The following is a 14,372-nucleotide window of genomic DNA, read 5'->3' as shown; positions in this document are numbered from 1 at the left end:
TGAAGCTTTTGCAAAGGGGAGAAGTTTTATGACAGAAAAAGTATGGTTTGCCAGTTATCCTGATGAAGTTCCTCATACGTTGGAAATTCCCCAAAATCCTGTGCAACAATTTTTAACACAGGCAAATAATGAAGTTCCAACGAATGTAGCAATACATTTTATGGGGAAAGAGCTGACGTTTAAGGAACTGTATGAGTCTTCTTTAAAATTTGCGAATTACTTGCGTTCTCTAGGGGTGGAGAAGGATGATCGTGTAGCGGTTATGCTGCCAAACTGTCCACAAGCAGTAATCGCGTATTACGGGATTCTGTATGCAGGTGGGATTGTCGTTCAAACGAACCCTTTGTATACAGAGCGTGAGTTGCAATATCAAATGGCCGATTCAGGAGCCAAAGTCATTTTAGTGATGGATATTTTATATCCACGCGCGATGAAAATATTAAAAGAAACAAAAATTGAAAATGTGATTGTGACAGGCATTAAAGATTATTTACCATTCCCTAAAAATTTAGTGTATCCATTTATTCAAAAGAAGCAGTACGGCTTTAGTGTAAAAGTTGAACATAGTGGGATGAACCACTTATTCACTGAAATTATGCGCTCTGCTTCTGCAAATCCGATTGATGTCGAATTTGATTTTGAGAATGATTTAGCATTGTTACAATATACGGGTGGTACGACTGGGTTTCCTAAAGGTGTCATGCTAACGCATAAAAATTTAGTTGCCAATACAACGATGTGTGATGCTTGGATGTATCGTTGTAAAAAACGAGAAGAAATCATTTTAGGTGTGTTACCGTTTTTCCACGTATATGGGATGACGACGGTGTTAGTTTTATCGGTCATGCAACAAGCTAAAATGGTGTTATTACCGAAATTTGATGTCGAGCAAACGTTAAAAAACATCGATAAGCAAAAGCCAACATTATTCCCTGGTGCACCAACGATGTATATCGGCATTTTAAATCATCCAGACTTATCCAAATATGACCTCTCTTCAATCAAGGCATGTATGAGTGGTTCTGCACCGTTACCGTTAGAATTGCAGGAAAAATTCGAAGAGATAACAGGTGGGCGTATAGTGGAAGGCTATGGGTTAACGGAAACGTCACCAGTTACACATGTGAATCCAATTTGGGAGAATCGAATTAACGGTTCCATTGGTTTACCATGGCCTAATACGGATTGCGTTATATTCCGTACAGGAGATACAGAAATCTTACCACCAGGAGAAATCGGAGAAATTGCGATAAAAGGTCCACAGGTCATGAAAGGCTATTGGAACCGTCCGGAAGATACAGCGATGACTTTTGCAGATGGTTGGTTTTTAACAGGAGATTTAGGGTATATGGATGAAAAGGGGTACTTCTACGTTGTTGATCGTAAGAAGGATTTGATTATTGCGGGTGGCTTTAATATTTATCCTCGTGAAGTTGAAGAAGTGCTGTATGAGCATGAAGCCATTCAAGAATGTGTTGTTGCAGGGATACCTGATGCATATCGTGGCGAAACAGTAAAAGCTTATATTGTGTTAAAAGAAGGAAAATCGGTAACGGAAGACGAATTAAATACGTATTGCCGTCAAAACTTAGCTGCCTTTAAAGTGCCACGTTTTTATGAGTTCCGTACTGAGCTACCAAAAACGGCGGTAGGGAAAATATTACGCCGCACACTAGTTGAAGAGGAAAAGAAAAAGATGGAAGAACAAGCAGCGAAATAATTCGTCAGCAAACTATTGACAGAAACTTCGATTAATTATAAGATAAAAACATGAATGAATGGTCATTCATGTTTTTATCTTTTTTAATTCAAAAAGGAGAAATTAGCTTTCTCCAGTGCATAAGTAAGGACATCTTTTAAGCTATTCAGCAAAAAATGTGTCATCTAATTGGTGGTGAACAACTTGAAACGAAATAAACCAAAGTATATGCAAATAGTGGATGCAGCTGTAATTGCAATTGCTGAAAATGGCTATCATCAAGCGCAAGTATCTAAAATTGCAAAACAGGCGGGTGTAGCAGACGGAACTATTTATTTATACTTTAAAAACAAGGAAGATATATTAATTTCTGTATTTAAGGAAAAAATGAGTATATTCGTAGATAATTTACAGGATATAATGAATAGTGGAAATACTCCTTCAGAAAAGTTATGCAAGATGATTGATAATCACTTAAGTGTCCTTTCGAGCGATCGTCATTTAGCGACAGTTACACAGCTTGAATTGAGACAGTCGAATAGAGAACTCCGATTGAAAATTAATTCGATTCTAAAAGAATACTTAGCATTGCTCGATCAAATTTTGATAGAAGGTATGGTAAGTGGAGAATTTAATGCAACGATGGATGTTCGTATAGCCAGACAAATGGTGTTCGGTACAATCGATGAAATTTCGACAACTTGGGTGATGGCGGATTATCGGTATGACTTATTGGAGCAGTCTCCAAAAATTCAACAATTACTGTTGAGTGCACTAAAAGCATAAAAGAGGATGTGGGGAAATGGAGTTTCTTAGTTGGAGAGTAGAAGAAGGCGTAGCGGTTGTTACAATTTCTAGACCACCTGCAAATGCGTTATCACAAGGATTAATTAAAGATGTAGATGCTTTTTTAGATGCAGTTGAGCAAGATGAAGGCGTTCGTGTAATTGTTTTGCATGGTGAAGGACGATTTTTCTCTGCTGGTGCGGACATTAAAGAATTTACGAGCGTTCAAACGGGTGAAGAATTTACTGTCCTAGCACAAAATGGACAGCAAGTTTTTGAACGATTAGAAAATTTCCCGAAACCAGTTATTGCGGCCATTCATGGTGCAGCATTAGGTGGCGGGTTGGAGTTAGCAATGGGCTGCCATATTCGATTTGTTACAGAATCGGCTAAGCTAGGATTACCTGAGCTTTCATTAGGTCTTATTCCAGGTTTTGCGGGTACACAGCGCTTACCACGTTATGTTGGCGTTGCAAAAGCAGCTGAAATGATGTTTACAAGCGATCCGATTTCTGGGACAGAGGCTGTTCAATGGGGATTAGCAAATCGTGCTTTCACAGAGGATGAACTTCTTCCAAAAACACTTGAAATGGCAAAGAAAATAGCAAAGAAAAGTCCAATTGCTTTAAGAGCAACGATTCAAATGCTTAATCACGCTAAAACGCCATCTTTTTATGAAGGTGTGCTAGCAGAGGCAACAAGTTTTGGTGAAGTTTTTGTATCAGCAGATGCTAAAGAAGGTATTCAAGCATTTATTGAAAAACGTGAACCAATGTTTACTGGCAAATAAAAATAGAAGCTTTTAGGAGGTCTGAATAATGAATATTTTTGTATTAGTAAAACGTACTTTTGACACAGAAGAAAAGATCGTCATTACTGGCGGTAAAATTCAAGAGGATGGTGCAGAATTTATCATCAATCCATACGATGAATATGCGATTGAAGAAGCCATTCAAAAACGCGATGCTTTAGGCGGTAAAGTTACGGTTTTAACAATCGGTGGTGAGGATGCTGAAAAGCAACTTCGTACAGCATTAGCAATGGGTGCAGATGAAGCCGTATTAATTAATACAGAAGATGATTTAGATGAGTTAGATCAATATTCTGCAGCGTACATATTAGCTGAATATTTAAAAGACAAAGAAGCGGATTTAATTTTAGCTGGTAATGTTGCCATTGATGGAGGTTCTGGTCAAGTAGGGCCTCGTTTAGCAGACTTATTAGGAATCAATTATGTTACAACAATTACAAGTCTTGAAATTGAAGGAACGACAGCAAAAATCGTTCGTGATATTGAAGGGGACTCTGAAATATTAGAAACATCATTACCATTATTAGTAACAGCACAGCAAGGTTTAAATGAACCACGCTACCCATCATTACCGGGAATCATGAAGGCGAAAAAGAAGCCACTTGCCGAACTTGAGTTAGATGATTTAAATATCGATGAAGATGATGTGGAAGTGAAAATCGAGACAATCGAAATTTATTTACCACCTCAAAAAGTAGCTGGCCGCGTATTAGCAGGCGATCTTTCTGCACAAGTAAAAGAGCTAGTTAACTTACTTCATAATGAGGCAAAAGTAATTTAAGTGGTTAAGGAATTTTAAGGTTAAACAAAAACGCCTAATGGCTAAATTTACGAAGATGGTAATGGAGGGATATGCATGTCAAAGAAAGTATTGGTGTTAGGTGAAGTTCGTGAAGGAAGCTTACGTAACGTTTCATTTGAGGCAATAGCTGCAGGTGCACAAATCGCTAATGGTGGCGAGGTAGTGGGTCTTTTAGTAGGAGATGCAGTTGCTGGGGTAGCATCTGAATTAATTGAGTTTGGAGCAAATCGTGTCGTAACGGTGGAACATCCACATTTAAAAACATATACTTCGGATGGGTTTAGCCAAGCTGTTTTAGCGGTAGTTGAGCAAGAAAAACCAGATGCAATTGTATTCGGTCATACATCTTTAGGGAAAGATTTATCTCCTAAAATTGCGTCTCGCTTAAAAGCTGGTTTAGTATCAGATGTCACAGAAATTCAAGGCGCTGGAGAGGATGTTGTTTTCATTCGTCCAATCTATTCTGGTAAAGCGTTCGAAAAAGTAAAGGTAAAAGACGGCATTATATTTGCTACAATTCGTCCAAATAACATCACGCCGCTTGCAAAAGAAGCAGGTCGCGCAGGTGATGTATCGGCTTTATCGGTAGACATTACAAATTTACGTACAATTATTAAAGAAGTTGTTCGTAAATCAACTGAAGGGGTCGATTTATCTGAGGCAAAAGTAGTTGTAGCAGGTGGTCGTGGTGTGAAGTCTGAAGATGGCTTTGGTCCATTGTATGATCTTGCTAAATTACTAGGTGGTGCAGTTGGTGCATCACGTGGTGCATGTGACGCGGACTACTGTGATTACTCATTACAAATTGGTCAAACGGGTAAAGTCGTAACACCAGACCTTTATATCGCAGCGGGTATTTCGGGTGCAATCCAGCATGTTGCAGGAATGTCGAACTCGAAAGTAATCGTAGCAATTAATAAGGATCCAGAAGCAAATATTTTTAAAATTGCAGACTATGGAATTGTTGGCGATTTATTCGAAGTTATTCCAATGCTTATTGAAGAGTTTAAAGCGTTAAAAGTAGGAGCATAATAATGACAGCTTCCTCACCTTTCGATGAGGAAGCTGTTATTTTTCCATGTTCAAGGGATTTTTGAAGAAAATATACCTCCCCGAGCATATTATTTTTTTCTAATTGGGAAATCATGCTATACTACAAATATATGTTAGATAAGGAGGCTATTTAATTATGGCAATTGTACACGGTACAGATCAAACTTTTGGGCAAGAAATTTCAAATGGTGTCGTTTTAGTAGACTTTTGGGCTGCATGGTGTGGTCCATGTAAAATGATCGCTCCAGTTCTTGAAGAGCTTGACGCAGAAATTGGTAACGATGTGAAAATCGTGAAGGTGGATGTTGATAATAACCAAGGAACAGCAGCTGAATATCAAATCATGTCTATTCCATCATTATTATTATTCGTTGATGGCGAGTTAAAAGCAAAAACTGCTGGCTTCATGCCAAAAGAAGCGTTAATCGATTTCATTAACGACAACAAATAATCCATTTCAAAAAGTCGTATGCCACTAGCGGGTATACGACTTTTTTTAGTCTGTAAAAATTGAACAAAAGAATCCATCTTAATAAGTTCACCAAAAAAGGAGGAGTTAATTTCCATTTCGGTAAGGACCCTTACTGCGGGCAATGCTCCAACTAACTTGTTTCGAGGTGGATCTAGAAACAAGTGGATTTTCATGCAAATACGATGGATTTTTTCCTATTGGGATAAAAATCTACTTAGGATGACGCCGCCTCCCACGGTAGCGGCGCAAGAAATTCAGAAAGCTCCAGTAGGATAAACGTTAAAAAGGCTGGCCTTACACAAAGCACAGAGATGAGTCGTACAGATTTGTGGAAACAAAGCTGTGTGACTCATGTGCTTAGCCAGCCAAATAAGCGCACACTTTATAAGGATCCCTAATAGAAAACTTATATCAAAGAGATAGAATCTTTTGTTTTTCATATGTGGAAACGAATAAAGCTTCGATTCTTGCCTTTTAAAATCACTTGAACATAGGGTAAACTAAGGGGAAACGACGGAAATTTAAGGTGATGGAATGAATGCAAATATTAAGGCGAAATTAGAAATTTTGCCGAGTGATCCAGGTTGTTATTTGATGAAAGATCACCAAGGGACGATAATTTATGTTGGTAAGGCAAAATCATTAAAAAATCGGGTACGTTCGTATTTTACAAGTAGCCATGATGGGAAGACTGCCCGTCTAGTAAGTGAAATTGTGGACCTCGAATATATCGTGACTTCAAGCGACTTAGAAGCATTAATTTTAGAACTAAATTTAATAAAGCTTCATGATCCGAAATATAATATTAAACTAACAGATGATAAAACCTATCCGTATATAAAAATTACAAATGAAAAATATCCGCGCATTTTAACGACACGCAAGATCAAAAAGGATAAGGCCAAATATTTCGGTCCTTATCCGAATTCATTTGCAGCAAATGAGACGAGAAAATTATTAGATCGCTTGTATCCATTAAGAAAATGCGCGAAAATTCCAAAGCAAGTGTGCCTTTACTATCATTTAGGTCAATGTTTAGCACCATGTGTGAAAGAAATTGACAACAATGTATATAGTGAAATGATTGATGAAATTGCGAAGTTTTTAAATGGTGGCTATGAAGAAGTAAAGCAAGATTTAGAACAAAAAATGCTCGATGCTGCTGAAAAATTAGAATTTGAAAGAGCTAAGGAATATCGAGATTTAATTGCTCATATTGAAAAGATTATGCAAAAGCAAAAAATTGTGACGGGTGATTTAAGTAATCGCGATGTATTCGGTTATGCCGTGGAAAAGGGCTGGATGTGTGTGCAAGTGTTTTTTGTTCGACAAGGAAAGTTAATCGAACGAGATGTATCCATTTTTCCGATTTACAATGAACCTGAAGAGGAATTTTTAACATTTGTTGGGCGTTTTTATGATGAACCGAACCATATGCTTCCAAAGGAAATTTTCATTCCTACACAAGTGGATGGCGTTTTATTAGAAAAGCTTTTGAATGTTAAAATTGTTATCCCTAAAAAAGGTTCAAAAAAGGAATTGGTTGACTTAGCTTCGAAAAATGCAGATATTGCGATCCATGAAAAATTCCAACTAATTGAGCGTCAAGAGGAACGAACGATTGGTGCGTGTGAGGCGCTAGGTGAAGCAATGAATATTCCTATTCCGATGCGCATTGAAGCATTTGATAACAGTCATATGCACGGTGCGGACCCCGTTTCAGCGATGGTTGTTTTTGTGGACGGAAAGCCGCTAAAAAAAGAGTACCGTAAATATAAAACGAGGGAAGCGGCGAAACATGATGATTATGGCGCAATGCAAGAAGTCATTCGACGTCGTTACACACGTGTATTACGAGAAAATTTACCGTTGCCTGATTTAATCGTTATTGATGGTGGGAAGGGACATATGGAAGTTGCGCGTGAAGTAATAGAAGATGAGTTAGGTCTTTATATTCCGATTGCTGGATTAGCGAAGGATGAGAAGCATAATACGTCTCAATTATTGTTCGGTGACCCAGTGGAGCAAATTCCATTAATGAGAACGAGTGATGCATTTTATTTATTGCAGCGCATTCAAGACGAGGTACACCGTTTTGCGATTACGTTTTTAAGACAGCAACGGCAAGCGAATACCATAGTTTCGATATTAGACGGCATAGAAGGAATTGGTCCGAAGCGTAAACAACAGCTGATGAAGCATTTTGGGTCGGTGAAAAGAATACGTGAAGCCACTGTTTTACAGCTTATTGAAGCGGGCATACCCAAAAAGCTAGCTGAAACAATTCATCACTATTTTCAAGAGCAGTCATTGAAAAACGAGTCGTAGTATGCTAGAGTGAGACTAATTTAATAATTTCAATCGATAGAGGCGCAGTGTTCAAAAGTACGATGCATGAGGAAGGACAATTCCGTTGAATGCATTCGAAAGGGGAGACTGCCGAAGTGAATTGTGTATTGTTCGCACAAATTGCTGGTTTTGCATTTAAGAAATGTAAAATTGTCAGAGCGCATGTTCTGGAGAGCTATCCAAAAAGAACAATTAACTTTATTATTTGTCTTGACGGCGACTTTCCATGAACATGGAAGGTCGCTTTTTTTCGTGGATTAATAGGTCCGAATCTTATTTTTGAGTGCTAATATAAAGGGGTTACTAAAAATGAAAAATAATTTAATGGTGTGCGGGGTAGCTTATGAAGCGGATGTAATTCGATTAACGATTGGCTATGATTTTTATGAAACTGCATCACTTGCAGAAGTATTTAGTGTTTTAGCGGAAAATAATATTAATGTGGACATGATCGTGCAGTCTGTAATGGATGGTGTCAAACCAACCGTTTCGTTTACGATTGCTAAGGAAAAATTTGCTGAAAGTTTACGAATATTAGAAGCGAGTAAAGCATCTTTAGGTTTTCGTTTTGCTGATTTCGAAATAGGTTTAGCGAAAATATCAATAATCGGAGCGGGCATGAATTTTAGTCCAGGAGTAGCAGCACGGGTGTTTGCGCGGTTAGGGAAGGAACATATTCCCATTAAGATGCTAAGTGCATCTGAAGTGAAAGTGTCGGTCATCGTGCCGCAAGATGCGATGATGCAAGCCGCCAATGTATTGCATGATGAGTTTATGTTCGTTCAGCAGAAAATGTCCATCTAAATCGCTGGTGAATTGAAGTGAAAAAACTTCAAGCTAGATTTCATTGCTTGAAGTTTCTTCGAAGGAAAAGTAATTAGCGGATTGGTTCTTTTAAATCCCATTTTAATATGAATTTAACACAATTGTGCTTCACGTTTTTTTCCTCGTAACATTCCGTTAAATGACCAATATTTTTTTGTTTTTGCTCTGCTAGAAACCCAGCCTCTAATCGAAAACAGCGCTGCTCGATGTTTAATGATGCAGGGTCTTCAGTCGTGAGTATGTAATGCGCCTCATCCTTCAATTCCTTCTCTATAGCGAGTTGTCCCCAACCCGCTTCTATGAAAAAAGAAGATGCTTCTTCCATTGAAAACAATGGGAATTGACGAGCGACTTCTTTACCACCCCAATAAAGGACATCTGCCTCATGTTTTCCTAAAATTGACGTAAGTAAATGATCGCGAACGATTTCGTAACCAAAAGTTGGAATCGTTTTCATTTTGTGCCCTTCCATAGAAAAAAACCTCTTTCATAAATTTTCTTATAATATAAACCGTAATCTAGAAAAGTGAACTATAAGTAGAATAATAGCGACTCTAAACAGCGTAAAAGTGTCTTTAAAAACGGCATGAAATATGCGGTGTTACCTTGACGCTAGTATCTGTGAAGAGTACAATGGACATGTCATAATATTGTACCATGATGAGATGCGCAGTCAATAAACAACATTTACAAATTAGTGACTTTGTTGATGCGGATTTCAAGTACTAAGGGGGGTAACAGTTTTGTCGAAAGATCGTGAATTTTTATGGCGCCGCTTACATTCGTTATTAGGTGTAATTCCAGTAGGATTGTTCTTGGCGTTCCACTTATCTTTGAACTTCACTGCTGTGGGCGGTGAAGAAAATTACAATAATGCTACAGGTATGATGGAATTAGTTCCACATTCATTATTGTTAGCAATGGAATGGATTATTATCTATATTCCGCTTATGTTCCACGCATTCTACGGTGTGTATATTGCATTTACTGCTACAAACAACGTGAAACGCTTCGGCACATTCCGTAACTGGATGTTCGCATTACAACGCTTTACGGGAATTTTCCTTGTAATCTTCATTGCATGGCATATTTTCCAAACTCGTGTTCAAAAAGCGTTTGGTGAAGAAGTTAACTTTGATATGATTGCTGAAATCGTGGCGAATCCATTCATGTTAGGATTCTACATCGTAGGTATCTTATCTGCAACTTTCCACTTAGCGAACGGCCTATGGTCATTCCTAGTTAGCTGGGGTATTACACAATCTAAAAAGTCACAACAAATCGCAACTTATATTACATTATTAGTATTTGTAATTTTAAGTATTATGGGTGTTGCGGCAATCTTGGCGTTCGTTTAATTTTTCTTACTAGAACACTGATACAAAGTAAGAAATTGATGATGAATGAATTGTGAGTAAGAGTAATTAGCAATTATTATGAGGAGTGAGAAATAATCATGGCGAAAAGTAAAGTCATCGTCGTTGGCGGCGGTCTTGCTGGCTTAATGGCTACGATTAAAGCAGCTGAAGTTGGTACAGCAGTTGAATTATTCTCGTTAGTTCCTGTTAAACGTTCACACTCTGTATGTGCGCAAGGCGGAATTAACGGAGCAGTTAATACAAAAGGTGAAGGGGATTCTCCATGGATCCACTTTGACGATACAGTTTACGGTGGGGATTTCTTAGCGAACCAACCACCAGTTAAGGGTATGTGTGATGCAGCCCCTGGTATTATCCACTTAATGGACCGTATGGGTGTAATGTTCAACCGTACGCCAGAAGGTTTATTAGACTTCCGTCGCTTCGGTGGTACATTAATGCACCGTACAGCATTCTCGGGTGCTACAACGGGTCAACAATTATTATACGCACTAGACGAGCAAGTTCGTTCTCACGAAGTAGCTGGTTTAGTTACTAAATATGAGCACTGGGAATTCCTTGGTGCAGTGCTTGATGACGAAGGTGTATGCCGCGGTATCGTAGCACAAGATTTAAGAACTGAAGAAATTAAATCATTCCGTTCTGACGCTGTAATTATGGCGACAGGTGGTCCTGGTATTATCTTCGGTAAAACAACGAACTCAGTAATTAATACGGGTTCTGCAGCATCAATTGTTTACCAACAAGGTGCTACTTATTCAAATGGTGAAATGATTCAAATTCACCCAACAGCGATTCCTGGGGACGACAAAAACCGTCTAATGTCAGAATCTGCTCGTGGTGAAGGTGGACGTGTATGGACTTACAAAGATGGTAAACCTTGGTACTTCTTAGAAGAAAAATACCCAGCTTACGGTAACCTAGTACCACGTGATATCGCAACACGCGAAATCTTCGACGTATGTGTTAACCAAAAACTTGGTATTAACGGCGAAAACATGGTATACCTAGACCTTTCTCATAAAGATCCACATGAATTAGACATCAAATTAGGTGGAATTATCGAAATCTACGAAAAGTTCGTAGGGGATGACCCACGTAAATTACCAATGAAAATTTTCCCGGCAGTTCACTATTCAATGGGTGGATTATGGGTTGACTATGACCAAATGACTGAAATTCCAGGCTTATTTGCTGCAGGTGAATGTGATTACTCACAACATGGAGCGAACCGCTTAGGAGCGAACTCATTATTATCAGCTATTTATGGCGGTATGGTTGCTGGTCCAAACGCAGTAGCATACACAAAAACGCTTAAAAAGCACGCTGAAGACTTACCAGAAGATATTTTCACTGCTCGTGAAGAGGAAGAAAAAGCGAAATGGGAAGCAATCCTTAACATGGATGGCACAGAAAACGCTTACTTACTACACAAAGAGCTTGGTGAATGGATGACTGACAATATGACAGTAGTACGTCATAATGACCGTCTAGAAAAAACATATGAAAAATTAACTGAGTTACAAGAGCGTTGGGAAAAAATCAACATTAACGACACACAAAAATGGTCGAACCAAGGTGCTCACTTTACGCGTCAGTTAAAAAATATGTTATACCTAGCTAAAGTAATGACAAAGGGTGCATTATTACGTGATGAATCTCGTGGTGCTCACTACAAACCAGATTTCCCAGAACGTGATGATGAGAAATTCTTAAAAACGACTATGGCGAAGTTCGATCCAGCTACTGGTGAACCAATTATTACTTACGGAGAAGTCGACGTTTCGTTAATTCCACCACGTAAACGTGACTACTCGGCATAAGGGGGGAACTAAAAATGGAAACAGTAAATACTGGAAAAACAGTTCAGTTTGAAATTCTTCGTCAAGATACGGAGAATGGCAGTACACGCGTTGAAAAATTTGAGGTTCCTTACCGTCCTGGTATGAACGTAATCTCTGCATTAATGTATATTCAAAAATATCCTGTAACGAAAGAGGGTCAAAAAACGACTCCAGTTTCTTGGGATATGAGTTGTTTAGAGGAAGTTTGTGGTGCTTGTTCAATGGTCATCAATGGCCGTCCGCAACAATCATGTTCAGCATTAGTTGACAAACTTACTCAACCAATTCGCTTAGAGCCAATGAAAACTTTCCCAGTAGTACGTGACTTACAGGTTGATCGTAGCCGTATGTTCAATGCACTTAAGAAAGTAAAAGCATGGGTTCCAATCGACGGTACTTACGATTTAGGTGAAGGTCCACGTATGCCTGAGCGTAAACGTCAATGGGCTTATGAATTATCTAAATGTATGACTTGTGGTGTATGTATGGAAGCATGTCCAAACGTGTCTGAATCAGCTTCGTTTATGGGACCAGCCCCATTATCACAAGTACGCTTATTCAACACTCACCCAACTGGTGCAATGAACAAAGATGAGCGTTTAGCTGCAATTATGGGCGACGGTGGTCTTGCAAACTGTGGTAACTCACAAAACTGTGTAGCGGCTTGTCCAAAAGGGATTCCTTTAACAACTTCAATCGCTTCACTTAACCGTGCGACAACAGTTCAAATGTTCAAGAACTTCTTCGGTTCTGACCACATGGTTGACTAATAATATATTTAGGGCCCTCACATCTGTGGGGGTCTTTTTGGATGGTTAAGAAATTCCACGAGGTTCTAAAAATGAAAATATGATATAATGAATACGTATTCATTTAACATGATTCAGTTGGGGTGAACCCCCACTGAATAGGGGAACTCAGGCTAATAAAACCGCGTCGTGCGGCAACGCCTGAGTGACCAACATCGTGTTGGTTCAAAGGCTCCGGTGGATGTCACAGTTTTTTTGAGCTTGCTCGAAAAAAAATCTGGACAAGAGTTAGCCGAGGCGTAATTGATTAAAAGGGGAACTTTTTCGAAAAGGGAGGAATTAGGATGCGTGCTACATATATTCAGGATGTACAAGAATGGGTTGCAGGGTTTAATTTTTCGACGGAAGTGCAGGTTCGGTTTTCGGAAACAGATATGTATGGTCATGTGAACAATACAAAGGTGCTTACTTATTTTGAATATGCTCGAATCGAATATTTAAAAGCGTTAGGGTTTCACTTTAATCCAGAGGCAGGGAGTAAGAACATGCTTGTCGTAGCAGACATACAATGTGATTACTTGAAAGAGGCATTTTTCGATCAAGTGCTGACTGTTTTTGTGAAAACAGCCTCGATTGGCACGTCATCTATGGATTTACATTATTTAGTGAAAAATACCAAGGATGAAATTTGTTATACAGGACGAGGTACGTTAGTGCAGCTAAATTGCGAAACGGGTAAAGGGTCTCCGATTTTAGAAGAGCAGAAAAAAATATTACTGGGGAAATAGTTAAATGCCCTCACCTGCTTTGTAGTGTTGACATACTTTACAAAGAAGAGGATAGGAGGGTGTTGCAAAATGACTAGTTCGCAGCATCGTTCGCTGTTAACAAAGCGAGAACGAGAAATTTTTGAGCTATTAATCAAAGACTATTCGACACGAGATATTTCAAATAAACTTGGCATTAGCGAAAAAACTGTTCGTAATCATATTTCAAATACCATTCAAAAACTTGGAGTCTCCAGTAGAACGCAAGCATTAATCGAATTACTACGATTGCAAGAATTATCTATAAACTAAGTGGATACTTGCTATTTTACGCAAAAAACTTCAAAATAGAATTATGAAAAGTATTGGGGAGTGAATGGACTAGATGACAGACCAAAACAAACATAGTTCTGAATCTGTAGCAATCCTAGAAAAAGAATTAAGATATATTTCACACTTAATTAAGCAAAAAGGTCGTGAAATTTTAAGTAATTATACAATTACACCTCCACAGTTTGTTGCGCTTCAATGGTTACATGAGTCAGGTGATATGACGATTGGAGATTTGTCGACAAAGATGTATTTAGCGTTTAGCACGACAACGGATTTAGTTGATCGTATGGAAAAGAATGAGTTAGTGCAGCGTGTACGTGACGAAAAAGATCGCCGAGTTGTACGTATTCACCTTTTACCAGAAGGAGAACGCATTATTGAAGAGGTAATATTGAAACGACAAAATTATTTACATGATATTATGGGTGAATTTGATGAAGCGGAATTTAAACAATTATCAAATAACTTACAAAAGTTACATTTATTAATGAAATAGGATAGAG

Annotated in this window: 15 protein-coding genes and 1 riboswitch; of the genes, 14 read left to right on the top strand and 1 reads right to left on the bottom strand. The window is 38.5% G+C overall.

Annotation, left to right across the window (positions count from 1 at the left end):
- Nucleotides 1-28: 28 nt before the first annotated feature.
- The 8 genes from CSE16_RS15655 (at nucleotide 29) to CSE16_RS15620 (ending at nucleotide 8,776) form a co-directional block, all read left to right on the top strand.
- Complete coding sequence (locus CSE16_RS15655) at nucleotides 29-1,720, top strand: long-chain-fatty-acid--CoA ligase (protein WP_099424772.1); 1,692 nt, start codon at nucleotides 29-31, stop codon at nucleotides 1,718-1,720.
- 183 nt (nucleotides 1,721-1,903) lie between these two features.
- Nucleotides 1,904-2,485 carry a fatty acid metabolism transcriptional regulator FadR gene (locus CSE16_RS15650; RefSeq protein WP_099424771.1) on the top strand — a complete coding sequence of 194 codons (582 nt, stop codon included), beginning with the start codon at nucleotides 1,904-1,906 and terminating at the stop codon, nucleotides 2,483-2,485.
- A gap of 16 nt (nucleotides 2,486-2,501) precedes the next feature.
- Nucleotides 2,502-3,275: an enoyl-CoA hydratase gene (locus CSE16_RS15645; RefSeq protein ID WP_099424770.1), complete on the top strand. Its 774-nt coding sequence runs from the start codon at nucleotides 2,502-2,504 to the stop codon at nucleotides 3,273-3,275.
- A 28-nt stretch (nucleotides 3,276-3,303) separates the two neighbouring features.
- Nucleotides 3,304-4,077 carry an electron transfer flavoprotein subunit beta/FixA family protein gene (locus tag CSE16_RS15640; protein WP_099424769.1) on the top strand — a complete coding sequence of 258 codons (774 nt, stop codon included), beginning with the start codon at nucleotides 3,304-3,306 and terminating at the stop codon, nucleotides 4,075-4,077.
- Between the two features lie 75 nt (nucleotides 4,078-4,152).
- The gene (locus CSE16_RS15635; protein ID WP_099424768.1) at nucleotides 4,153-5,130 is read left to right on the top strand and encodes an electron transfer flavoprotein subunit alpha/FixB family protein; all 978 of its coding nucleotides are present in this window, start codon (nucleotides 4,153-4,155) and stop codon (nucleotides 5,128-5,130) included.
- Between the two features lie 157 nt (nucleotides 5,131-5,287).
- Nucleotides 5,288-5,602, top strand: coding sequence for a thioredoxin (trxA, locus tag CSE16_RS15630; RefSeq protein WP_099424767.1), 315 nt, complete (start codon nucleotides 5,288-5,290; stop codon nucleotides 5,600-5,602).
- A 555-nt stretch (nucleotides 5,603-6,157) separates the two neighbouring features.
- Entirely contained in the window at nucleotides 6,158-7,951 is a 1,794-nt protein-coding gene (gene uvrC, locus CSE16_RS15625) for an excinuclease ABC subunit UvrC (RefSeq protein ID WP_099424766.1), read from the top strand.
- Between the two features lie 29 nt (nucleotides 7,952-7,980).
- A riboswitch (Lysine riboswitch) is annotated at nucleotides 7,981-8,158 on the top strand.
- Nucleotides 8,159-8,281: 123 nt separating this feature from the next.
- Entirely contained in the window at nucleotides 8,282-8,776 is a 495-nt protein-coding gene (locus CSE16_RS15620) for an ACT domain-containing protein (RefSeq protein ID WP_099424765.1), read from the top strand.
- A gap of 73 nt (nucleotides 8,777-8,849) precedes the next feature.
- On the opposite strand, the gene CSE16_RS15615 is transcribed toward CSE16_RS15620, so the two are convergent.
- Nucleotides 8,850-9,269, bottom strand: a complete 420-nt coding sequence (locus CSE16_RS15615) for a YslB family protein (protein ID WP_099424764.1) — start codon at nucleotides 9,267-9,269, stop codon at nucleotides 8,850-8,852.
- Nucleotides 9,270-9,540: 271 nt separating this feature from the next.
- Here CSE16_RS15615 and CSE16_RS15610 point away from each other — a divergent pair, with 271 nt between their 5' ends.
- The 6 genes from CSE16_RS15610 (at nucleotide 9,541) to CSE16_RS15585 (ending at nucleotide 14,365) form a co-directional block, all read left to right on the top strand.
- Nucleotides 9,541-10,155, top strand: coding sequence for a succinate dehydrogenase cytochrome b558 subunit (locus CSE16_RS15610; protein WP_099424763.1), 615 nt, complete (start codon nucleotides 9,541-9,543; stop codon nucleotides 10,153-10,155).
- 98 nt (nucleotides 10,156-10,253) lie between these two features.
- Complete coding sequence (gene sdhA / locus CSE16_RS15605; RefSeq protein WP_099424762.1) at nucleotides 10,254-11,999, top strand: succinate dehydrogenase flavoprotein subunit; 1,746 nt, start codon at nucleotides 10,254-10,256, stop codon at nucleotides 11,997-11,999.
- A 14-nt stretch (nucleotides 12,000-12,013) separates the two neighbouring features.
- Entirely contained in the window at nucleotides 12,014-12,790 is a 777-nt protein-coding gene (gene sdhB / locus CSE16_RS15600) for a succinate dehydrogenase iron-sulfur subunit (protein WP_099424761.1), read from the top strand.
- Nucleotides 12,791-13,113: 323 nt separating this feature from the next.
- Nucleotides 13,114-13,557, top strand: coding sequence for an acyl-CoA thioesterase (locus CSE16_RS15595; protein ID WP_099424760.1), 444 nt, complete (start codon nucleotides 13,114-13,116; stop codon nucleotides 13,555-13,557).
- Between the two features lie 69 nt (nucleotides 13,558-13,626).
- Complete coding sequence (locus CSE16_RS15590; RefSeq protein WP_057989864.1) at nucleotides 13,627-13,848, top strand: helix-turn-helix domain-containing protein; 222 nt, start codon at nucleotides 13,627-13,629, stop codon at nucleotides 13,846-13,848.
- 73 nt (nucleotides 13,849-13,921) lie between these two features.
- Nucleotides 13,922-14,365, top strand: coding sequence for a MarR family winged helix-turn-helix transcriptional regulator (locus CSE16_RS15585; protein WP_099424759.1), 444 nt, complete (start codon nucleotides 13,922-13,924; stop codon nucleotides 14,363-14,365).
- Nucleotides 14,366-14,372 lie beyond the last annotated feature (7 nt).

This window comes from Solibacillus sp. R5-41, assembly GCF_002736105.1.
GTDB lineage: Bacteria > Bacillota > Bacilli > Bacillales_A > Planococcaceae > Solibacillus.
The sequence above is the reverse complement of the archived record's forward strand: the minus strand, read 5'-3'. Positions and strand labels throughout refer to the sequence as shown.

Bases quoted from the DNA above. Each gene is read 5' to 3' on its own strand.
- CSE16_RS15585 (WP_099424759.1), top strand. From the start codon at position 13,922: ATGACAGACCAAAACAAACATAGTTCTGAATCTGTAGCAATCCTAGAA.
- trxA (WP_099424767.1), top strand. From the start codon at position 5,288: ATGGCAATTGTACACGGTACAGATCAAACTTTTGGGCAAGAAATTTCA.
- CSE16_RS15645 (WP_099424770.1), top strand. From the start codon at position 2,502: ATGGAGTTTCTTAGTTGGAGAGTAGAAGAAGGCGTAGCGGTTGTTACA.
- CSE16_RS15620 (WP_099424765.1), top strand. From the start codon at position 8,282: ATGAAAAATAATTTAATGGTGTGCGGGGTAGCTTATGAAGCGGATGTA.
- sdhA (WP_099424762.1), top strand. From the start codon at position 10,254: ATGGCGAAAAGTAAAGTCATCGTCGTTGGCGGCGGTCTTGCTGGCTTA.
- CSE16_RS15655 (WP_099424772.1), top strand. From the start codon at position 29: ATGACAGAAAAAGTATGGTTTGCCAGTTATCCTGATGAAGTTCCTCAT.
- CSE16_RS15595 (WP_099424760.1), top strand. From the start codon at position 13,114: ATGCGTGCTACATATATTCAGGATGTACAAGAATGGGTTGCAGGGTTT.
- CSE16_RS15615 (WP_099424764.1), bottom strand. From the start codon at position 9,269: ATGGAAGGGCACAAAATGAAAACGATTCCAACTTTTGGTTACGAAATC.
- CSE16_RS15635 (WP_099424768.1), top strand. From the start codon at position 4,153: ATGTCAAAGAAAGTATTGGTGTTAGGTGAAGTTCGTGAAGGAAGCTTA.
- CSE16_RS15590 (WP_057989864.1), top strand. From the start codon at position 13,627: ATGACTAGTTCGCAGCATCGTTCGCTGTTAACAAAGCGAGAACGAGAA.
- uvrC (WP_099424766.1), top strand. From the start codon at position 6,158: ATGAATGCAAATATTAAGGCGAAATTAGAAATTTTGCCGAGTGATCCA.
- sdhB (WP_099424761.1), top strand. From the start codon at position 12,014: ATGGAAACAGTAAATACTGGAAAAACAGTTCAGTTTGAAATTCTTCGT.
- CSE16_RS15640 (WP_099424769.1), top strand. From the start codon at position 3,304: ATGAATATTTTTGTATTAGTAAAACGTACTTTTGACACAGAAGAAAAG.